The sequence below is a fragment of the Xanthomonas campestris pv. campestris str. ATCC 33913 genome, assembly GCF_000007145.1.
Taxonomy (GTDB): Bacteria; Pseudomonadota; Gammaproteobacteria; order Xanthomonadales; family Xanthomonadaceae; genus Xanthomonas; species Xanthomonas campestris.
The window spans coordinates 3,056,961-3,076,868 of record NC_003902.1 but is presented as its reverse complement, the minus strand read 5'-3'; the positions used below and the strand labels follow the sequence as shown (position 1 = coordinate 3,076,868).

17 protein-coding genes are annotated in these 19,908 nt (G+C 63.3%); 6 read left to right on the top strand and 11 right to left on the bottom strand.

Annotated elements, in window-relative coordinates; all coding sequences use genetic code 11:
* Positions 1 to 45: 45 nt before the first annotated feature.
* The 9 genes from XCC_RS13460 to XCC_RS13420 form a co-directional block, all read right to left on the bottom strand.
* Positions 46 to 1,953: a sensor histidine kinase gene (locus tag XCC_RS13460; protein WP_228422488.1), complete on the bottom strand. Its 1,908-nt coding sequence runs from the start codon at positions 1,951 to 1,953 to the stop codon at positions 46 to 48.
* 66 nt (positions 1,954 to 2,019) lie between these two features.
* Positions 2,020 to 2,175, bottom strand: a complete 156-nt coding sequence (locus XCC_RS22235; protein WP_180959565.1) for a helix-turn-helix domain-containing protein — start codon at positions 2,173 to 2,175, stop codon at positions 2,020 to 2,022.
* Positions 2,176 to 2,295: 120 nt separating this feature from the next.
* Positions 2,296 to 3,378, bottom strand: coding sequence for a sigma-54-dependent transcriptional regulator (locus tag XCC_RS13450; RefSeq protein ID WP_228442143.1), 1,083 nt, complete (start codon positions 3,376 to 3,378; stop codon positions 2,296 to 2,298).
* A 33-nt stretch (positions 3,379 to 3,411) separates the two neighbouring features.
* Positions 3,412 to 4,515 (bottom strand): OprO/OprP family phosphate-selective porin, encoded by a 1,104-nt coding sequence (locus XCC_RS13445; RefSeq protein WP_230309671.1) that lies wholly within the window; start codon positions 4,513 to 4,515, stop codon positions 3,412 to 3,414.
* A gap of 55 nt (positions 4,516 to 4,570) precedes the next feature.
* Positions 4,571 to 5,539: an esterase-like activity of phytase family protein gene (locus XCC_RS13440; RefSeq protein WP_223645829.1), complete on the bottom strand. Its 969-nt coding sequence runs from the start codon at positions 5,537 to 5,539 to the stop codon at positions 4,571 to 4,573.
* Positions 5,540 to 5,604: 65 nt separating this feature from the next.
* A complete protein-coding gene (locus XCC_RS13435; protein WP_194734358.1) occupies positions 5,605 to 6,507 on the bottom strand; it encodes a polyphosphate polymerase domain-containing protein in 903 nt (300 codons plus the stop codon).
* 10 nt (positions 6,508 to 6,517) lie between these two features.
* Positions 6,518 to 7,033, bottom strand: a complete 516-nt coding sequence (locus tag XCC_RS13430; RefSeq protein WP_011037716.1) for a DUF4956 domain-containing protein — start codon at positions 7,031 to 7,033, stop codon at positions 6,518 to 6,520.
* An 849-nt stretch (positions 7,034 to 7,882) separates the two neighbouring features.
* Complete coding sequence (locus tag XCC_RS13425) at positions 7,883 to 8,626, bottom strand: C40 family peptidase (RefSeq protein WP_011037714.1); 744 nt, start codon at positions 8,624 to 8,626, stop codon at positions 7,883 to 7,885.
* 109 nt (positions 8,627 to 8,735) lie between these two features.
* Positions 8,736 to 9,311, bottom strand: a complete 576-nt coding sequence (locus XCC_RS13420) for a C40 family peptidase (protein WP_011037713.1) — start codon at positions 9,309 to 9,311, stop codon at positions 8,736 to 8,738.
* A 74-nt stretch (positions 9,312 to 9,385) separates the two neighbouring features.
* Between XCC_RS13420 and XCC_RS13415 the strand changes: the two genes are divergently transcribed.
* From XCC_RS13415 to XCC_RS13390, 6 genes are all read left to right on the top strand, one after another.
* Complete coding sequence (locus XCC_RS13415; RefSeq protein WP_011037712.1) at positions 9,386 to 9,865, top strand: FKBP-type peptidyl-prolyl cis-trans isomerase; 480 nt, start codon at positions 9,386 to 9,388, stop codon at positions 9,863 to 9,865.
* 90 nt (positions 9,866 to 9,955) lie between these two features.
* The gene (locus XCC_RS13410) at positions 9,956 to 11,200 is read left to right on the top strand and encodes a DUF418 domain-containing protein (protein ID WP_011037711.1); all 1,245 of its coding nucleotides are present in this window, start codon (positions 9,956 to 9,958) and stop codon (positions 11,198 to 11,200) included.
* A 3-nt stretch (positions 11,201 to 11,203) separates the two neighbouring features.
* A complete protein-coding gene (locus XCC_RS13405; protein WP_011037710.1) occupies positions 11,204 to 12,454 on the top strand; it encodes an NAD(P)/FAD-dependent oxidoreductase in 1,251 nt (416 codons plus the stop codon).
* A complete protein-coding gene (gene gorA, locus XCC_RS13400) occupies positions 12,451 to 13,821 on the top strand; it encodes a glutathione-disulfide reductase (protein WP_011037709.1) in 1,371 nt (456 codons plus the stop codon). The genes XCC_RS13405 and gorA overlap by 4 nt, the downstream gene beginning before the upstream one ends.
* Before the next feature lie 202 nt (positions 13,822 to 14,023).
* Positions 14,024 to 14,422, top strand: a complete 399-nt coding sequence (locus XCC_RS13395) for an MGMT family protein (RefSeq protein ID WP_011037708.1) — start codon at positions 14,024 to 14,026, stop codon at positions 14,420 to 14,422.
* Between the two features lie 44 nt (positions 14,423 to 14,466).
* Complete coding sequence (locus tag XCC_RS13390) at positions 14,467 to 15,150, top strand: rhomboid family intramembrane serine protease (RefSeq protein ID WP_029216918.1); 684 nt, start codon at positions 14,467 to 14,469, stop codon at positions 15,148 to 15,150.
* 202 nt (positions 15,151 to 15,352) lie between these two features.
* Here XCC_RS13390 and XCC_RS13385 read toward each other — a convergent pair whose 3' ends face one another.
* Complete coding sequence (locus XCC_RS13385) at positions 15,353 to 17,365, bottom strand: M13 family metallopeptidase (protein ID WP_011037706.1); 2,013 nt, start codon at positions 17,363 to 17,365, stop codon at positions 15,353 to 15,355.
* A 184-nt stretch (positions 17,366 to 17,549) separates the two neighbouring features.
* Positions 17,550 to 19,655, bottom strand: a complete 2,106-nt coding sequence (locus XCC_RS13380; RefSeq protein ID WP_011037705.1) for a M13 family metallopeptidase — start codon at positions 19,653 to 19,655, stop codon at positions 17,550 to 17,552.
* Positions 19,656 to 19,908: the final 253 nt, after the last annotated feature.

Below are 19,908 nucleotides of genomic sequence, written 5' to 3'. Positions count from 1 at the left end.
CCCCCGCGGAGGGTGATATAGAGCCGCTCTTCTGCTGACGATTGGTCAGCCCATGAAGGGTAAACGCATGACCATCACGGCCCCGCCCTCCGGGCTGTTGTGACCAGCGATCGTGCCCTTGTGCTCCTCGACGATGCGCTGAACGATGGCCAGGCCCAAGCCCGTTCCCTTCCGTCGCCTTGTGAAAAACGGGTCGAAGATGCGCGGCAGGTCGTCAGGCGCGAAGCCGCTGCCCGCGTCCTGCACGCGACACTCGACCGATGCGCGCCCATTCTCATCGAGCGTTCGGGCGGTGATAACGACGCGGCTACCGGCCGGCGCATGCTGCACGGCGTTTTCGATCAAATTGACGAATACCTGCAGCATCCGCCCGTGATTGAGCAGCAGCACGCCGTCATAGGAGTCAGCCTGATTGTCGATCACAACGTTCCCGGCGTCGGCAATTGGGGCGCAGATGCGCGTCGCTTCGGCGATGACGTTGCCCAGCCGCCCGGAGCTGAATTCCTCTGTTGGAGGCCTGCCGTACTCAAGGAGATCGGTCATCAGCTTGTTGAGCCTGCGGACCTCGCGGCGCAGCACTTCCTGATGCCTCCCGCCACTTCGGCCTGTGTTGAAAGTCGCCTCCATTGCATCCAGGGTCGATGAGATGCCGAACAGTGGGTTGCGCACCTCATGGGCGACGCCTGCCATCAAGGCACCGACCGCCGCCATCGCCTCGCTGCGTCGCAGTTCGGCCTGCAGCTTTCCGCGTTCGCGCTCGGAGCGCTCGCGTTCCGCAATTTCCTGCCGCAAGTCGGTGACCGTCAACTTCAGTTTCTGCTCGCTTTCCTCCAACAGTGCCTTGGAGACCGTGCTCTCTTGTAGCCGCGTCACCATCAGGTTGAACTGCCGTGCGAGGTCATCGAACTCGTCTTTACCTCGTTCGACGATACGGTAGTGAAGGTCGCCCGCGCCGATGGCTTTGGTTCCCGATGCCAGCTTTCGTAACGGTCTGACGATCGACAGAATCAGCAGCGCGCCAACCAGTAGCGCGACGATCAGATACAGCGGGATTGCATAGCCCAGCATGTTCAGTACCCGTACCGCGATGCGGTCTGCCTCTTTCTGTGGCGCGGTCAACCCCTTCGCCGCAAGCGGCTCTATCTCTTCATCGGAGACATCGTCCATGTGGTTTTGTAATCGAACAAAGTCGCTGGCAAGCGCGGTCATGGCATCTTCGCCGGTCAGCAGTGCGTCCACTCCGCGCTTGACCTGCACGTGCAAGGCTTCCACCTCACCGGCCAGGCGACGCTCCCGTGCCTGCAACGGCAGCTGGCGATACCCTGCAATTGCCCGATCGAGCTTGGCGGCTCTCTCCAGTAACTGGCGCGTCGTCAGTGCTGTTGGCCGACGCTCATAGGCGGACAGCCAGAAGCCCAGCTTTGCCGCCTCTGCTTCCACGTTGGCAAGTGCGGCAAGGGTTCGGCGTCGCATCGGTTCGGGCGTGGGGGCCACGTGCAGGATCTGCTGGTTGACGAGGGCATCGATGTCTCCCAGTAGCCCGTTGACCTTCTCGAACGTGACATCAAGACCGTCGCGTTTATCCATCAAGGTGGCGCCGATCCGTGTAAGATTGTCGAAGTCCCTTGCCAGGTGACGACCCAATTCGATTTCCCGCCTGGTGCTACTCAACTGCATGTAGTTCGCGTGGTACTGGGAAAAGTCTGCGCTGTCGTTAGAGGTTTCTGCGCGCACATCCGGCAACGGCTGTGCGACGTACTGCAGTACGCCGAAGGCATATTCGCCAACATTTTTTTCCATCTCGAGCGCTGCAATGCTGAAAGGCGCATCGACCTGCTCCAGCCTTGTCAGATGGCCCACGACATCAGCCAGGCCGCGGTACACGTATAGCATCGACATCACGCCGAAAAGAACGATGACCGTGATGCCCGCATAGATTCTTGCCTTGACCATGTGGCGCTCCTGCTCCCGTCGGGTGGCATTGCCGTGCTGATGCGCCATAGGACAGCGTGAGCCGGATCAGTCAGGATCACCCGGCGCTGCCGCAATCCCATGCAACTTGATCTTCTGGTAAAGCGTGCTGCGTGGAACGCCGAGCCGCAGCGAGGCCTGCTCGACCTTGCCGCCCACGTCGTGCAGGACGCGCTTGATGTGTTGCCGTTCAATCTGTTGCAAGGTGAGATTGAGATCGCCTGCGTGTGCATCCTGTGCCGATGTCGACTCAAAGCGAAGGTCGCGCCGGGTGATGGTGTTGTCATTGCAGAGCAATGCTGCGCGCTCAAGCACATTACGGAGCTAACGGATATTGCCGGGCCACGCATACTCGCGCAGCGCCAGCGCGGCGTCATCGGTCAACTGCGGCGTACGGCTGGGGTCGGCCAACGAGCGTGCGAGGAGCGTGCGTGCAAGCGGCACGATATCTTCCTTGCGATCACGCAACGCAGGCATCGTCAATGGAATGCTGCTGATGCGGAAGTACAGATCACTCCGAAATGTGCCTTCTTTCACCTTGCTGGCAAGATCATGATGCGTGGCTGCAATCAGCCGGATGTCGACTTCGCGTTCCCGTACTGCGCCCAGACGACGGAAGCGCTTTTCCTCCAGCACCTTGAGCAGTTTGGGTTGGACGCGGGGGTCGACATCACCGATCTCATCGAGGAAGACTGTGCCGCCATCGGCGATCTCGAGCATTCCCTGCTTGCTCGCGGTCGCACCTGTAAATGCGCCTTTCTCGTGGCCGAATAGTTCCGTCTCCAGAAAATCGGGCGACAGGCCCGCGCAATTGAGATCAACGAAGGCCTCGTCTGCGCGCATGCCATGATGGTGCAGCCATTTGGCGAGCAGGCTCTTGCCCGTGCCGGTTTCGCCCAGGATGAGGATCGGGCTGTCGGTGTGCATTACTTTGCTCGCCTGCTCAGCCAGGTCCCGGATTGCAGGGCTGCCGCCAGACAGTGGGTTGACCCGCTCCCGCCTGTCACGGGTCGCTACCACCTGCTGCTGTCGCTGCAGCCGTCGTGTGGCCAGCAGGCGCTTGAGGATCACATGCAGCGCAGGCATTTCGATGGGCTTGGTCAAGAACTGCTCTGCGCCCTCCTTGACGGCTTGCACTGCCAGGTCGATCGACCCATACGCCGTCAAGACAATCATCGGCACATCTGCATCGATTTGCCGAAAGTCACGGAGCAGGTCGATGGCGCTGCCGTCATGCAGACGGTAATCAATGACCGCAACATCCGGTGGCGAAGCTTGAAAGAGTTCGCGCGCGCGTTGGCAACTGTCAGCATCTACAACGCCATAGCCCCGCGACTCCAGGAAGTCTCGCATGCCAAAACGAATGCTGTCTTCGTCATCGACAATGAGTATTCGGGTTCTTGCCAAGGTTGCCTCCACGGTGGGCTGTGCGGTACGGGCTTAAAACGCCAGCTGCGCACGCATCAACAGAATCTGCGGGCTGTCTGCCTTGCCCCGACGTTCGCTGTGCACGTCGATGTAGTTGAGCATGATACGCAGGTGCTTGCTGGCGTAGTAGTTCACGCCCAGGGTGAGATTGTCTTCTTCGCCGCCCCGTACGTTCGCGTTGTCCAGATCCAGATGGCTATACCGCGCGGTCACTTCCCAGGCACCGCCCGGCCGTTGGACGGGGACACCTTTGAATCTGCCGCTGCTGTACTGACGCGACTCGCATGTGAGCACCCAACTCCCCATCACATACCAGCCTTCCAGCGTTGCATCCGTGCCGATGCCTTCGCGTTTGATCGCGGTCTGCATCCACTCTGCCTGTAAGGAGAGTGGGCCGGATTTCGCCGCAGCTTCCAGCCCGAGCCTGCCCACGTGGGTGACGTCGGCCAACTTGCCCGTATTCAAGAATCTGACGTCCAGTGCACGAGATTCCGGACGCGCGGTGAACTTGACCTCACCGGTAGGGCGCTCGACCACCGCAGCGATACCAAGATGCAGTACGGTGTTGCCGCCGCCTGCATAAATCGGTGTGACGGTCGCGCGCGCAGCAAGGCCGCGTCCACGTTCGCGACCATCGAACGAGGAGCCGAACCCCATCACAGACACCGAGTAGTGATCGCGGTTTCTGCTCACTTCCGCGCCGAGCCGCCGGGACGGCGCGAACGCGTCGGTCGACAAGGCGCGCTCAATGAAGCTGATGGCATTCGAACTGTTCAATTCCTCCAGCCCGAACGGCACCTTGGTTTGGCCAACGTTGAGATCGGCTTGCTTCCAGCCGTCGTAGTGCAACGCGATGTCGGTGAAGCCTTCCTTGAAGTCGCCGTCCTTGACGGTGCCGGTGTTTGTCAGCGCATAGACATTGGCGAAGTCGTACGCCAGTTCAAACGACCAGTCACTGGTGAGCTTGCCGTCCATATCCAGGCGAGCGCGCCGCAGCAGCATGCCATTGTCCAGCTGCCTGACATCGGCGTTGTACCGCGCATAGTCCAGGTGCAGTCGCCCGCCAACCGTGACCTCCACTGCCGCAGCCTCCGACATGGCGCCCAGGCAGGCCATGAGTGCGACCAGTAGAGTGGTTTTCATGGGTGCACGAGCTCCGTACGATCCATGCTCATGGCCGTGTGAGCAGCACAAAGGTCGTGCCGTGAGTGACCAGTCCGCCGTTGTCGCTTGCGAGCAGAACATGCCGCGCATCCAGCAACGTCATGCCCTCAATATTGTCCGGCCCGACCGGCAGCACGATAATCGTCTGGCTCGCACATTGTTGGTCTCTCGTGCAGTTGGAAAGGTCCACGCGGCGCACGCTCGCCGACAGCGCGTCCTTCGCTCCTTGTCGGCTTCGCTCAAGAACAAGCAGCGAGCCATCGGGCAGGACGTCCATTCCCTTAAGCCGGCTGTCTGGCGCTTGGCGCACGAAGGACCAATGCCCGCCAATTGCGTAAAGTGCGTGTTGATCCTGCGGTTGCTGCAACAGTGGAGACTCGGGCGCAGTGATCAGGCCATGCGCTGGATGGATAGCCAACGATTCCAGGCCGCGTCCCTTTTTGCGATAGTTGTTGAGGTCGTCGGCTGGTGGTGGCACGGGCAGATTGCCCAGCACCGTGCCATCTGGACTGAAGCGGACAATCTTGGGCAGAGTGCCTTCCAGCGACGCAATGAGCTCTGTATCGCCAGGGATGCCGTTTGTGGCATTCACCAGCGTCAATCCCTCTGCGTTGAATGCCTCGGGCGTGCCACCTGCAAGGTGCGGGTCCGCCAGGGGCGCAGCGCGAATTGGCTGGATGTCGGCGATCGCATCGCCATCGAGCGTGAGACGGAAGTGAAACACGTAGCCCGTGTCGGAGACCGCGTACAGCAGCTCTTCGTCGGCATCCCAGGCCAGGCCGGAAAGCTCGGTCAGATGAATGTCGCCAACCATCGCTGTGGGAGGAAATGTGAAACGGGTGGATGCGGCTTGCATCGGGCCGGGTTGCGGATGTACTCGCTCAGCATGACCGGTCGCCACATCTGCGTCCTGATTGCACGCAGTCAAAAAGGCCCCGGCGGCCAGGATGATGGCCAGCAGTGTTTTAGGATGCATGCGCAAAACCTTTCGAAGAGTAGAGGCTTGTTGGGCAGGCACTTGCCTGGCGGGCGGCTGTGCGGTCATGTCGGCGGTGTATCGCGCGTTGGCACCGCGTCAAGCTTGCGCAGTGCCGGTAGCAGCTTGTTGTACTTGGAGACCTTGCGCAGCGCAGCCAGGCTGACGCAGTACTTGGAGGCACTGTTGGTGGGGTGCTGGTGCAGGGCGCGGAGAATCTTGTCGGCAATGCCATTGGCGTTGCCCGATTTGGTTTCGACGATCACCAATTCTTCGCCAACGCGGTAGGTTCCGGTCCCGTCCATGAACACCATGCTGCGGTCGATGGTCATCCGTTCGCCGCCTTCCTTGGCAACCAGCGTCATCCTGCGATAGCGCATCGATACGATCGGCTCGAGCGTTTGTGTGAGCTCGCGCGCGTAGAGGTCGCGGTAGGCTGCACGAATCCGTGCCTCTGTCTGTGGATCAAGGCGGCCGTACTGGTCTGGCGCGCAGGCAATCCGCTGCTTTTCAGTCTGTCCGCGTTTTCCTTTCAGTTTGATTTCCGCAAAGCACAGCTGTGCGTCGACATAGTTACGCATCCGGATCTTGCAGCGCTGGCGCCTGCCACGGTGGTGATCGAAGTAGCTGGTGTGGGCGGGGTCGTCGAAGTAGCAGGTGTCGTAGCGGAAGTCGCGCTTGCCATCGATCTCCAGCATGTCGAATTGCCTTGCCAGCTCCGGCCAGGCAGGCGCGAGGCGATGCTGATGCACGACATATTTGTTATCGCGTCGCACCAGCATCGACGCAGTTTCGTTGAGCCGTGCCAGACCAATGGCGCGAAAGTCGCCGCCCTGGCTGACATCAGGGAGGGCCGTGTCGCCGCCGTCGCCTTGTGGGTTGTACTGTATGGCGTTCGCCTGGGTGATCACCGGTATGGGTGATGCGAACCGGTATGAAAGTGCGGCGCTGTTGATGTGCCTGTGCATGGTGGCCTCCTCAACGTTTGCGATAAAAGACGCGCATGCTGACCGTGTCATTGAGGTAATCAATGGCGCGGACTTCATAGGTCACCACCTCAACGCCAAGGCGCTCGGCAATGTTGGCGTTCATCACCTTGGGGTCGGAAAGTGCGTGAGCGTGGATCTGATCGAACGTGATCTTGATGTTCTCGACCGAATGCACGATCCGCGGGTGGTCGAAGACATAGGCGCCCAGCAAGACCAGCACCACCGTTGCAGCAATGAGCGGAAGCGTGGTGCCTTGCACGGAGCAGATCACCGCGACCGCCACACTGCCGAAGAAGTAGGTGATCTCGATCTTGGTGATCGGCTCGGATCGCAATGTAAACAAAGCGAGAATCGCGAACAGCCCGAAGCCTGCAGCGACACTGAATTCGACGCTCGACAAGATGGTGAGGACGGCGAAGACAAAGATGTTGAAGAGCGCCGCGGCGGTGACGAGTTCTTTGTCCTGATGGCGCCGGTAATACATGCCGAAGATCAGCACGAGCACGGCTGCGATGTCGATACAGAATCGCGCGAGTAATTCAAACAGTGGTGTGTGTATGAAAGTGGATAGCAAGGCCCTGCTCCGATAGAGGCGAAATGCCGCGTTCGGAGTGACCTACGCAGAACCCGTGCCAAGCGTGCTGTACAGGTCAGGCGATGGCCTGAGAGACAATAAAATCAGGGGGATGCGGTGGTGTGGCCGCTCTTCTCATGTGCGCCGCCGACTACTTTCGTCGCGACTAATTCCAGAGACTGGTCCAGAATCTGGATTCCATACAGCGTGGACACCTCAGTGCTGTCTGGGTCCGTTGTCGGGTGCGGGCGCAGGCCTAGCCGGTACGGATGCAGAGCGTCTTACACCACGGCCGCAGTACATCGCTTGGGCCAACATCGTGGCCTATGCACCCTGGCGGGTAATCGCCACGGCATTGCTTGGTCGGGTGCGTGGCTGCCTTACCCGTGCGGCTGCGTTCTTGGAAGCAGCAAGCCTGCAGCCCAGGGCGGTGCGGGGCATCACGAGTGCACTGTATCGACCCTGGCCGGAGTCCCTTGCAGGTGTCGAGGAGCCAGCGCTTCTCGCGCCAAGGCCTTCGGTATGCGCTCAGACAACGCAGATGCGTGAACGAGGGCTTTGCCGATGGGTCAGGCTGTTGCTTTGTAGGCATGCGCTGCGCGGATGACTTGGCCGTGTCCAATCATCCCGCGCACAAGCGCAGCCCAGCTAGCGTTACGTCGCTGACCAACTTCCCTGGGCCTTCCAAGTCGAGCCCTGGGTCGTGCGCAAACGTCGGCGGGGCGAAAAAAAACCGCGGCAAGGCCGCGGCTTTCCGTGTTTATGCAGCCGGTCGGGCAATCAGAGCACGCGACGCGCCTGGATGAACTTTTCGCTCCAGTAGCCGCTGGCCAGCGAATCCACGCGCACGTCCTTGCCGCGGCTCGGCGCGTGCAGGAACTTGCCGTCGCCGACCACTAGGCCGACATGATCGATGCGGCCGCGGCGGCCGAAGAACACCAGGTCGCCGGCCTTGAGCGCGTGCGGGTCCTTGATCAGTTCGGCGGTTTCATCGCGGGCGATATCACGGGAGACGCGCGGCAGTTCGATGCCCAGCGCAGTCTTGAACACGTAACCGACCAGGCCGCTGCAATCGAAGCCTTCGGTGGACTCGCCACCCCAGACGTACGGCGTGCCCAGCAGGGCCATTGCGCGCTGCAGGATCACCTGGACCTTGCTGTCGGCCACGGCGTTCTGTGCCGCGTTGGCGGCGCTCTGCGAGACGTCGTAGTTGGCGAGCAGGCGGCTGAGGTCGCCAGCGAACATCGCCGAGCGGTCCATCAGGGGAATGGCGTCGTTGGCAGCCAGGTGCGGAAGCAGGGCGGCCAGCGTTGCAGTGGCAGCGGCGCGGCTGCGGGTGGCGGCTTTCTCAGCGGCGACGGCGCTTTCAGATGCGGTCGCAGGCGGAACGGAAGAGGGGATTGGGGCGGTCTGTGCCAGGGCGGGAAGTGCTGCGAGCCAGAGCGCGGTGGCGCACAACAGGCGGAGCGGTTTCCGGGGCGGATGCGGTGCGGCGCCAGGGTTGAGCTGTTCGTCGTTCGTCACGCGGGAATCACAATTCTGCTGTCGATGCGGGATGATGCCTTGGTGAAAGGTTCGTTACGTTCAAAAAACGTTAACTTTCCGTTTTATGACTTGTGACTCACGTCACATTTCAATGTAAAACCCGCTTTGAACCTGAATAATGGTCACGCCAGTAAGCCCCGTCGAGGAAATCCAAGCGGACGGTACCGCCGCTGCTTGGGGCGTGCACGAAGCGGCCTTCACCGACGTAAATGCCGACGTGGCTCACGCTTCCACTGGAGCCAAAAAAGACCAGATCGCCAGTTGACAATTTTTCCGCTGGAATTTTTGGCCCCTGCACGGCGGCCAGGTCACGCGAGGTCCTGGGCAATGAGAGCGCCAGCACGTCTTTGTAGACATAGGTGACAAGCCCGCTGCAGTCGAAGCCGCTCTCCGGCGTGTTGCCGCCATACCGGTACGGCGTGCCGACCAGGCCCAGGGCGCGCATGAGGATGTTGTTGGCGGCAGCGGGGTTGGCCGGCGGTACCTGAGGCCAGACGCGTGCGGTGGCAGGTGCTGGCGCCGGGCGGCGTACGGGTGCCTGCGAGCAGGCGGCCAGCAGCGACAGACCCAGCATCAGGCAGGCCGCGGCGGTGCGGGGACGAACGGCAGCAACTGGCGTGATAGGCATCGAGCCGGGATAATGGGCGGTTACGAAGGTCGCCATGATGGCGGCGCACTCGACGGCCTACAAGCCGTCCTCAACCGTCTGCCACCGGGCAGCCCCATTCAGAGCCAGGCATGAAGATCGAAAAAGACAGCGTCGTCCGCTTCCATTACACCGTTTCCGAGCTCGGCCAGGAGCCGATCGAGAGCTCCAAGGAGCGCGACCCGTTGGCGATCCTGATCGGCCACGGCAACATCATCCCGGGCCTGGAAGCGGCCATGATGGACAAGGAAGCCGGCGAGAGCTTCGGCGTCGACGTCAAGGCGACCGAGGCTTACGGCGAATACCGCGAAGGCCTGAGCCAGCGCGTGCCCAAGAAGCACTTCGGCGCCACCAAGCTGGTGCCGGGCACGCAGGTGGTGCTGCAGACCAACTTCGGCCCGCGTGCGGTGACGGTGCAGAAGGTCGGCATGAGCGTGGTCGATGTGGATCTCAACCACCCGATGGCCGGCAAGGACCTGCACTTCGACGTGGAAATCATCGAAGTGCGCGAAGCCACCCAGGAAGAGCGTGACCACGGCCATGTGCACGGCGACGGTGGTCACCACCACTGAGTCACCGCTGTGCATCCTGACGGCCCGCCTCTTCGGCGGGCCGTTTGCATTGTGCGACCTGCTGTGTCGCCTGCCGTTACCCGGGTTTCGATGACCGAGCGTTCTGTATTGTTGCCAATTGCCGCGACCGAGCGGATTGCGGTGCTGGATGTGCTGCGCGGTTTCGCGCTGCTGGGCATCTTGCTGATGAACATCGAAGGCTTCGTCGGCCCGCTGGACCTGGCGGTGACTGGCGTCGATCCGCACTGGCATGGCCTGGGCCGCGTGGTCGATGCGCTGACCTATGTATTCGTGCAGGGCAAGTTCTACACCTTGTTCTCGCTGTTGTTCGGCATGGGCTTTGCGGTGATGGCGCAACGCGCCCAACACGCGCAGCGCCCGTTCCTGGGCATGTATCTGCGCCGCAGTGCCGGCCTGCTGGTGATCGGTCTTGCCCATGCGGTGCTGCTGTGGTCGGGCGATGTGCTGGTGACCTATGCGCTGCTGGCGCTGCTGTTGCTGGCCACCCGCTCCGTGCCCACGGCCACGCTGCCGTGGTTTGCGGTGTTCGTGTACCTGTGTGCGCCGGGGTTGATCCTGCTCTATGGCGCGGTGGGTGCGCTGGCCCAGGCGGATCCCGCCGCCGCGGCCGAGTGGAACGCGGCGATGCGCGAGGTGGCGCAGCAGGCGGTGGCCAATGTGCAGGCGCAGCGCAGTGCGCTGGGCAGCGGCACCTATGTGCAGGCCACCGTGCAGCGTTGGCACGATCTGCGCGAGGCCTTGATCGCGCTGACCATCAACGGCCCGGCCATGCTCGGGATGTTCCTGCTGGGTGGCTGGTTTGTGCGCAGCGGGGCGATTGCCGCGCCCGAGCGCTTTGTGCGTCTGTTCGGTTGGCTGCGTTACGGCGTGTTGCCACTGGGTCTGGCGTTGATGCTGGTGAGCTACCGGCTGGAGCCGTGGATGGACCCGGCCCGGCTGGATCCGCGGCTGTCGTTGGCGTTCGCGCTGGCACTGCTGGGCGGGGCGATGATGTGCCTGGGCTATGCGGCCTGGGTGATGCGTTTTGCAGCGCAGCTGCGCTGGCTGGCACCGGCCGGGCGCATGGCCTTGAGCAACTATCTGCTGCAGTCGCTGCTGTGTACGAGCATCTTCTACGGCTATGGCCTGGGCTATTTCGAACAGTTGCCACGTGCCTGGCAACCGCCATTTGCGCTGCTGGTCTTTGCAGTGCAGGTGGCACTGAGCCACTTGTGGTTGCGCTGGTTCCGCTTCGGTCCGGTGGAGTGGCTGTGGCGCTGCGTGACCTACCTGCAGGTGCCGCCACTGCGGCGTCATGCTGGCGCTGCGGGCTGACGCATGAGCAACGCACGCGTGGATGTGGTGGTCATCGGCGCCGGTGCAATCGGGCTGGCCACCGCGCGTGCGTTGGTCGGTGCCGGCCGGCAGGTGCAGGTGCTTGATGCCGGCGCAATCGGCGGGGCAACCTCGTATGGCAACTGCGGCACCATCACGCCCAGCCATGCGCCGCCGCTGGCAGCGCCGGGCATGCTTGGCCAGGCGCTGAAATGGATGTTCACGCCGGATGCGCCGCTGTACATCCCGCCGCGGCTGGATCCCACGCTGTGGCGTTGGTTATGGCGCTTTGCACGGCGCTGCAACCAGCGCGATTGGCGGGCCAGCGTGCAGGCGCGCGCTGCGCTGCTACACGATGCACGCCTGCGGCTTGCCCACTGGATCGAACGCGACGGGCTGGACTGCGAATTCCGCAGCGATGGCTTGGACTATGTATTCGGCGATGTGCGCAGGTTCGAACATTACCGTGCCGAATGCGCAGCGTTGGCGCAGTGGGGTATCCAGGCACACGCTATCGATGGCGAAGACTATGTGCGGGACGACCCCGCCTTTCGCCAGGGTATTGCCGGCGCGATCCACTTCCCCGGCGATGCGCATTTGCGCCCCGAACGCTACACCGCCGAGCTGGCGCGTGTGCTGCGCGCACGTGGCGGCGTGATCCAGGAACACTGCCGTGTGCACGCCGTGCGTCCGGATGCGCAGGGCGTGTGCCTGCACACCGCGCGCGGACAACTGCATGCGCGCGAAGTGGTGATCGCCACCGGGCCGTGGTCGCCGCAACTTGCTGCACAGCTGGGGCTACGGCTGCCGGTGCAGGCCGGCAAGGGCTATTCGATCACCTATAGCGCGCCGGCGCAGATGCCAAAACGCCCGGTGGTGCTGAAGGACCGTTGGGTGTTCGTCGTGCCATGGCGCGACCGCCTGCGCATCGGCAGCACCATGGAATTCTCCGGCCACAACAGCCAGCTCAACGCGACACGCCTGGCAGCGCTAGAGCGCGCGGCAGCGCAATTCCTGCACGCGCCGAAAGGCCCTGTCGAAATCGAACGCTGGTATGGATGGCGCCCGATGACCTGGGACGATGTGCCGGTGTTGGGCGCGGTGCCGCGCAGTCCTCACGTCTGGCTCGCGGCCGGCCATGGCATGCTCGGCATCAGCATGAGTACTGCAAGTGGACAACTGATGGCCGACCTGATCACCGGGCGCGTACCCGCGCTGGACCCGCATCCCTACCGCGCAGAGCGTTTCGCATGAGCGCACGTTACGACTACGACGTGGTGGTGCTGGGCGGTGGCTCCGGTGGTCTTGCCGCAGCGTTCCGCGCAGCCAAGCATGGCGCGCGTGTTGCGATCATGGAGCCGGGCGAGCTCGGCGGAACCTGCGTCAATCTCGGCTGCGTGCCGAAGAAGGCGATGTGGTTGGCGGCCGATCTGGCGAGCAAGATCGAACTGGCTGGTGCACTCGGGTTTGATGTGGTGCGCCCGACCTTGACCTGGCAGGAATTGGTCACCCACCGGCAGGGCTACATCGGCAATATCCACGCCAGTTACCGGCGCCGCCTCGACGATGATGGTGTGGTGCTGATCCCGCAGCGTGGCGTGTTGCAGGACCGGCATACCTTGATGGGCGCCGACGGCGTGCCCGTCACTGCCGAGCACATCGTCATCGCCACGGGCGCGCATCCATTGCGCCCGCACGTGGAGGGCGCCGAGCATGGTCATGTGTCCGACGACTTCTTCAACCTCTGCCATGCGCCGGACCATGTGGCCATCGTTGGAGGCGGCTACATCGCGGTGGAGATTGCGGGGCTGTTGCAGGCGCTTGGCAGCCGCGTGCATCTGTTCGTGCAGGGCGAGCGGTTGCTGGAACGCTTCGACGCCGAACTCACGTTGCAGCTGGCCGATAACCTGCGCCATCTCGGCGTGCGCCTGCACTTCGGTTTCCGCACCACCGGTGTGCAGCGCGATGACACGGGCAAGCTACGCATGCGTGGCCACAGTGCGCATCCGGGCGAGTTGGGCAACGATGTCTTTGACCAGGTTTTCTTTGCGATTGGCCGCCGTGCCAACACCGCCGGGCTGGGCCTGGAAGCGCTCGGCGTGGAACTCGGCAAGAAGGGCGAAATCGTCGTGGACGACGGCCAGACCACCAACGTGCCCAACATTCATGCGGTAGGCGATGTGGACGGCAAGGTTGGGCTGACGCCGGTGGCGATCGCGGCGGGGCGCAAGTTGATGGATCGCCTGTTCGGTGGTCAGCCGGATGCGCGCATGGATTACGACAACGTGCCCAGCGTGGTGTTTTCGCACCCGCCGCTGGGTGCGGTGGGCCTCACCGAAGAGCAGGCGCGTGAGCGCTACGACGGTGCGGTGCGCGTGTACCGCAGCAACTTCCGCCCGATGTTGCACGCATTGGCCGATGCGCCGCAGCGCAGCGTGTTCAAGCTGGTGTGCGTGGGCGAGGAAGAGCGCGTGGTCGGCGTGCACCTGCTCGGCGAAAGCGCCGACGAGATGCTGCAGGGCTTTGCGGTGGCGGTCAAAATGGGCGCCACCAAGCGCGACTTCGACGAGACCGTGGCGATCCATCCCACCTCATCCGAAGAAATTGTGTTGATGCATTGAGCACTGCATGTTGGCCGCATGCGTTTGCGGTGGCCGCGTGGCAATCAGCGCAGAGGTCAGTCCCGGCACGTTGTTGCTCTGGCAAAGCTGCAGGTCTCTCAGCAGCCCAGCAAGGCGTTGTTGTCCGATGGTGTGTGGTGCCCGACCACACGAGCGCGCAGCTGGCCTGACGCGCATTGCCTCCGAATGGCATCATCCGCGCATGCCGTCACCTCGCCCCTCCAAGACTCGTGTCGCCGGCTCGCATGCCGGTGACGCATCCGCCACGCGCGCTGCCGAGCAGGTTCGGCTGCGGATTCTGGACGTGATCCGCGCCATTCCCGCGGGCGAGGTTGCAGGCTACGGGGAAGTGGCGATGCGTGCGGGCCTGCCAGGGCGTGCGCGCCTGGTGGCGAAGTTGTTGAGCAGCAATCAGGATGCAGCGTTGCCCTGGCATCGGGTGCTGCGCAGCGACGGGCGCATCGCGCTGCCGGAGGGCTCTGCCGGCTACCAAGCGCAATGCCAGCGACTGCGTGCCGAAGGCGTGCCAGTGGAGCGGGGCAGGGTACGGCGTGCCACTGCAGCGCAACGGCTGGATGCGGCCGTGTGGGGTCCTTCATAAGCCTGCCGTTATGATGAGCGGCAGTCCCGAAGGATGCCGCCATGCTGCCCCAACTGCCGCCCGTCACCAAAGCCCTGCTGATCGCCAATCTCGGCATGTTCATCCTGCAATGGGCGCTGGGTGACCTGGGTGCCGGCCTGCTGCCGTCCGATGCAGCGCTGTCGCCGCTGATGTTGTGGCCGCTCTCCAATGGCTTCGATGCGTTCTCGCCGGGTGCCAGCTTCATGCCGTGGCAGCTGCTGACCTATGCGTTTCTGCATGGCGGGTTCAACCATCTGTTCTTCAACATGCTGGCGCTTTTCATGTTCGGCGCGCCGCTGGAACAGACCTGGGGCCAGAAGCGATTCCTGACGTATTACCTGGTGTGCGTGGCCGGCGCCGGCGTGTGCCAGCTGCTGATGGCCTGGTTCACCCAGAGCGGGGCACCGGTGCTGGGCGCGTCTGGCGGGGTGTTCGGCTTGTTGCTCGCCTACGGCATGCTGTTCCCGAACCAGCGGGTGATGCTGCTGTTTCCACCGATCCCGATGAAGGCACGGACCTTCGTGATCGTGTTCGGTGCGATCGAGCTGCTGCTTGGCGCCACCGGTTGGCAGCCCGGCGTTGCCCACTTTGCGCACCTGGGCGGCATGCTGTTCGGGTGGCTGTTGATCCGCCACTGGCGCGGCCAGCCGCCGTTTGGTGGCAAGCGCGGCAAGGGGCGCAAGCCGCCGCTGCGTGTGGTGCGCTGAATCAAGCGACGCAATGCGCTGTGAACCTGTAGGCGCGGCCTTGGCCGCGACGGGGTTTGTCGGTAACGCTCCATCGCGGCCAAGGCCGCTCCTACAAAGCGTGCTTGGCGGTGGTGAGCAACGCGACGGTTCAAAATCCAGACAAAAAAGAGCGCGGATTCCGCGCTCTTTTTTATTACTGCCGATGACGCAGGGCGCTAACTCAGCGCCAGATCTTCAACTGGTCTGCATCCACACGCTGCATCGGCTGGCCCGGCTTGCAGCTGAAGGTGGCACCGAACTCCGGCAGGTTGGACAGCGGGCCGTTGGTGCGCCACTGGCCAGGTGCACGGATGTCAGCACTGGCACGCTGCACCGCTTCGTTCGGTGACAGCTGCTGCGCCCACAGGCCGGCCCAGGCGGTGAAGAAGGCCTGCTTGTCGGCCTGGGTTGCCGCCGGCTGCGCCTTGCTGAAGGCCTGCCACGCCAACTCCACGCCGGCCAGATCGGCCAGGTTTTCTTCGGCGGTCTGTGCGCCATTGACCTTGGCATTGGGCACGCCCGGGTAGGCGTAGGCACCGTACTGGTTGGCTACCTTGCCAGTCAGCAGCGTCCAGCTGCTCTTTTCGGCGGGCGTCCACCAGCTGCGCAGTTCGCCCTTGGCATCGACCAGCGCACCCTTGGCATCGATGGCACGCGTCATTTCATGCGCCACCAGCGCGCCGTAGGCACCGTATTGTGCAGCCGGCGTGGCGCCGGTGCTCAAGACCGGCGGCTGCAGCACCGCAGCGGTGATGATCAGGCGGTTCTGTGCGATGTCGTAGGCCAGCGCCGGCTGCTGCGGCAGCACGTCCCAACGGCGGTCGGCGTTGCCCTTGCCGATGCGCTTCATTTCTTCGCGGTGACGCCAGGTGGAGGCGATCAGCATGTTGGCGCCGAAGCTGCCACGGCCCATCGGCTGCACGGTGTAGTCGAGGTCGCGGCGCGGTGCGCCCACTTCGATCTTCATGGCGCTCAGCTTGGCCTTGGCTTCGGCGATGACCTCGCCATTGCCCCAGCCGGTGCGCTCCAGCGCGGCCAGCTGCGCATCGCGGATCTGGTCGGCGATGGCTTCGGCCTGGCGGCGGGTGTCGCTGCTGAGGTAACGGCTCACGTACTCGCGGCCGAGCATCGGGCCGGCGGCCACGTTGATGGCATCGAGCACCTGCTGCCAGCGCTGCGGCGGCAAGGCGTCGCCACGCAGCAAGCGGCCGCGGAACTGGTATTCGGCGTCATGGAAGCTCTTGGACAGGTACGGCGCCATGGCATCGCCCACGCGCCAGCGCAGGTAGGCCTTCCACTGCTCGGGCTTGATGCTGACGATCATGCTGTCGAGCTGCTTGAACATCGCCGGGTCGGCCATCGACACCAGGTCGTCCTTGACACCCTGGGCCTCGAGGAAGTCGCCCAGGCGCAGGTTCTTGTACTGCTTGGTCAGCTCCTTGGTGGCGATCGGCGCGTAGTTGTTGAACGGGTTGTTGATGCCCTGCACGGACTGCGCGCTGCGCGCCAGTGCGGTTTCGATCTGTAACACCGAGGCCGCATCGGCATCGAGCTTGTCGGCCGGGGTGCCGGTCAGCGCCAGGATCTGCTTGACGTAGGCGCGGTAGCGGCCCATCAGCGCCTGGGTGTCGGCGTCGGTGCGGGTGTAGAACGCCGGATCCGGCATGCCCATGCCGCCCTGCATGAAGTAACCGATGTGGCGGTCGAGCGCCTTCAGGTCCACGTCCGGGCCGAAGTTGAAGCCGACCGGGATACCGACCTGGTGCAGCGCGGCGATCGAAGCGGGCACATCCTTGGCCTTCTTGATCGCATCGATGCGCGACAGCAACGGGGCGATCGGATTGGAACCGTCCTTTTCCACGGCGGCCTCATCCAGGCCGCTGGCCCAGAAGTCGCCGAGCAACTTCTGCACGTTTCCTTGCGGGCTGTTCATCGCCGCATCCAGCAGCTCGCGCTGCTGCTGCAGGGCGCGGTCGGACAGCTGGCCCAGCGCGGTGACCGCGCCAGCCTGCGGCACCGGGTTGCTCTTGAGCCAACCGGCATTGGCGTAATCGTAGAAATCGGTGCAGGCGGCCGGCACAGCCGGGGCCTTGGGGGCTGCCTTCTTCTTGCGAGCGGCGTCGGCGTCAGGGGCGGACAACAGCGTGATCAGGCTGAAGCCAAGAGCGAGGGCAAGCGGACGAATGGTGGGCATCGAGACGAAGGGTGGCCAGATTGAAGTCGGCGGAGTTTAGCAAGGCTGCGCCTCGCGCAGGCAGGCCGCAGCGGCCGTTCGTCCGTGCGAGCGCTCGCTGGCATGAACGCGACAGGCCCGCGGGTGCGGGCCTGTGCGTGGTGCGTTGGCACTGGAAGCGATTGCAGGCGGCGCCTGCAACGAATTACCAGATCACCACGCGGTCTTTCTCCGGGCGCACCATTGCATCGCCCGGCTTGCAGGCGAAGGCGGTGGCGAACTGCGGCATGTTCGATGGTGATGCGATGGCGCGTAGCTTGGCTGGCGCGTGCGGGTCCGACGCCAGATAGACCAGCTGTTGTTGATCACGGACGCGTTGACGCCAGCTGCGGGCGAAGGCAAGGAAAAAGCGCTGGTCGGGGCTGTAGCCGTCGATGGCCTTGGCCCGTTCCGGATGCTGCTGCAAGGCGGTCTGCAACGCGTCATAGGCAACGTTGGTGCCGCCCAGGTCGGCGATGTTCTCGCCCAGCGTGAGTTTGCCGTTGACGTGCAGGGTCGGATGGCTGGGCAGGGGCGCATACGCATCGAACTGTTTGACCAACTGGTTGCTGCGTTGGTCGAACTTGCGCCGATCGTCTGCCGTCCACCAGTTGACGTTGTTGCCTGCACCATCGAACTGGCTGCCCTGATCGTCGAACCCGTGGGTGGCCTCGTGACCGATCACCGCGCCGATACCGCCGTAGTTCAACGCATCGTCGGCAGTGGCATCGAAATACGGAGGCTGCAGGATCGCTGCAGGAAAGTTGATCGAATTGGTCATCGGGTCGTAATACGCGTTGACCGTCTGCGGCGTCATCGACCAACGGCCGCGATCGGTGGGTTTGCCGATCTGCGCAATGTCGTAGCGATAATTGAACGTGTCAGCCGCCTGCAGGTTGCCGTAATAGTCGCCGGGTGTGATCTGCAACCCCGACCAGTCACGCCAGGTGTCCGGATAGCCGATCTTGGGCAGGAAGGTCTGCCACTTGGCCAAGGCTTTGGCCTTGGTCTCGGCACTCATCCAGTCGACCTGTTCGATACGTGTCTTGAGCGCCGCGCGAACGTTGTCGACCAGTTCGCTGGCGCGTTGCTTGGCATCTGGCGTGAACACCTTGGCCACATAGAGCTGCCCAACGCCTTCGCCCATTGCGCCGTTGACCGAACGCAGCACGCGCTTCCAGCGCGGCAGCTGCTCTGGCTGCCCGGACAGCGTCTTGCCATAGAACGCAAAGCGATTATCGGCAAATGCCTTGCTCAAGCGCGTGGATGCGTCATCGATCGCATGGAAGCGTAGGTAGGCCTGCCACTGCGCAATGGGCGCGCTAGCCAATGCCTGATCGAACGCGGCAAAAAACCGTGGCTGCGCGAGCGAGAAGCCGCTGCCGACCGGTACGCCTTGGGTGGCGAAAAAATCCTCCCACGGAAAGTGCGGAGTGAGCTTGTCCGCCTCGGCGAGGGTGACCAGGCGGTATTGGTTCTTTGGTTCACGCGCGTCCACGGGGGCCAGCGATGCGGCAGCCAGGCGCGTTTCGAGCGCAAGCACGTCGTTTGCCTGTGTCTTGGCCAGCGCGGCAGGGGTGCCGGTGAGTTCGAACGATTTGGCGATGTAGGCAAGGTAGGCTGCGCGGATCGGCGCGTGCTCCGCACCGGTGTAGTAGTCCTTGGTTGGCAGGCCAAGGCCACCTTCCTGTGTAAACGCAATCTGCTGGTCGGCATTGTGGAAATCTGCACCGGCACCGAACGCAAAGACCTGTGCGTCGCCTTCGCCATGCCGGCTGATGATGTAGGCAGCGACATCCTTGCCGGAGTGCAATGCGGCGATCTTATCCAGCTGCGGCTGGATCGGCTTGGCACCGGCGGCTTCGATTGCGGCCTCGTCCATGCCGGACGCATACAGCGCGCCGATCTTTTGTTCCAGCGATGGGGCCTGTGTACCGGCCTGTCTCGCCGCGGCTTCAAGCAGCTCGCGTTGGATCAGCAGGCTTTTCTCGGTCAGGAGTTCGTCGATGCCCCAACTGGTGTGGTCGGCCGGAATCGGATTGGCCTTGGCCCAGGCGCCGTTAACGAACTCGTCCAGGTTTTGGCACGCGCTGGCTGCAGGGCCCAGCTCGCTGATATCGAATGCGGGTGTGTTTGCTGCCGTGGTGGGCGGCGCGGCAGGCGCCGCAATGGCGGCTGATGCAGGGGCGCTCTCTGCATCGGAGGTGCGCTTGCAGCCGGGCAGGGCCACCAGCAGGGCCAGGGCAAGGGTGGAGGTCTTGAGCAAGGGCATGTCTGGCATCGGCGAGGAGATGGATGCCGAGCATAAGCGGACTCGGCCTTGCGAACGCCGGGATTGAGGTTTGTTGAGCTTGGTCGGGCGATAGCGGTTCACGAAGCGCATCCAGTGACTGGATGCTGCGATGGCAATCCATGCCAGTGCTCCACAAGCAGTTGTCTTGAGCGTGCCTGGTAAAGCACTCCCGAGAGCGTTGCAGCGAGATTGGTTGCCGAAGTGACGTGCCGACTTTCAATTGAGGCATTTG

Bases quoted from the DNA above. Each gene is read 5' to 3' on its own strand.
- gorA (WP_011037709.1), top strand. From the start codon at position 12,451: ATGAGCGCACGTTACGACTACGACGTGGTGGTGCTGGGCGGTGGCTCC.
- XCC_RS13435 (WP_194734358.1), bottom strand. From the start codon at position 6,507: ATGCACAGGCACATCAACAGCGCCGCACTTTCATACCGGTTCGCATCA.
- XCC_RS13405 (WP_011037710.1), top strand. From the start codon at position 11,204: ATGAGCAACGCACGCGTGGATGTGGTGGTCATCGGCGCCGGTGCAATC.
- XCC_RS13415 (WP_011037712.1), top strand. From the start codon at position 9,386: ATGAAGATCGAAAAAGACAGCGTCGTCCGCTTCCATTACACCGTTTCC.
- XCC_RS13420 (WP_011037713.1), bottom strand. From the start codon at position 9,311: ATGGCGACCTTCGTAACCGCCCATTATCCCGGCTCGATGCCTATCACG.
- XCC_RS13380 (WP_011037705.1), bottom strand. From the start codon at position 19,655: ATGCCCTTGCTCAAGACCTCCACCCTTGCCCTGGCCCTGCTGGTGGCC.
- XCC_RS13445 (WP_230309671.1), bottom strand. From the start codon at position 4,515: ATGGCCTGCCTGGGCGCCATGTCGGAGGCTGCGGCAGTGGAGGTCACG.
- XCC_RS13440 (WP_223645829.1), bottom strand. From the start codon at position 5,539: ATGCATCCTAAAACACTGCTGGCCATCATCCTGGCCGCCGGGGCCTTT.
- XCC_RS13395 (WP_011037708.1), top strand. From the start codon at position 14,024: ATGCCGTCACCTCGCCCCTCCAAGACTCGTGTCGCCGGCTCGCATGCC.
- XCC_RS13460 (WP_228422488.1), bottom strand. From the start codon at position 1,953: ATGGTCAAGGCAAGAATCTATGCGGGCATCACGGTCATCGTTCTTTTC.
- XCC_RS13410 (WP_011037711.1), top strand. From the start codon at position 9,956: ATGACCGAGCGTTCTGTATTGTTGCCAATTGCCGCGACCGAGCGGATT.
- XCC_RS13385 (WP_011037706.1), bottom strand. From the start codon at position 17,365: ATGCCCACCATTCGTCCGCTTGCCCTCGCTCTTGGCTTCAGCCTGATC.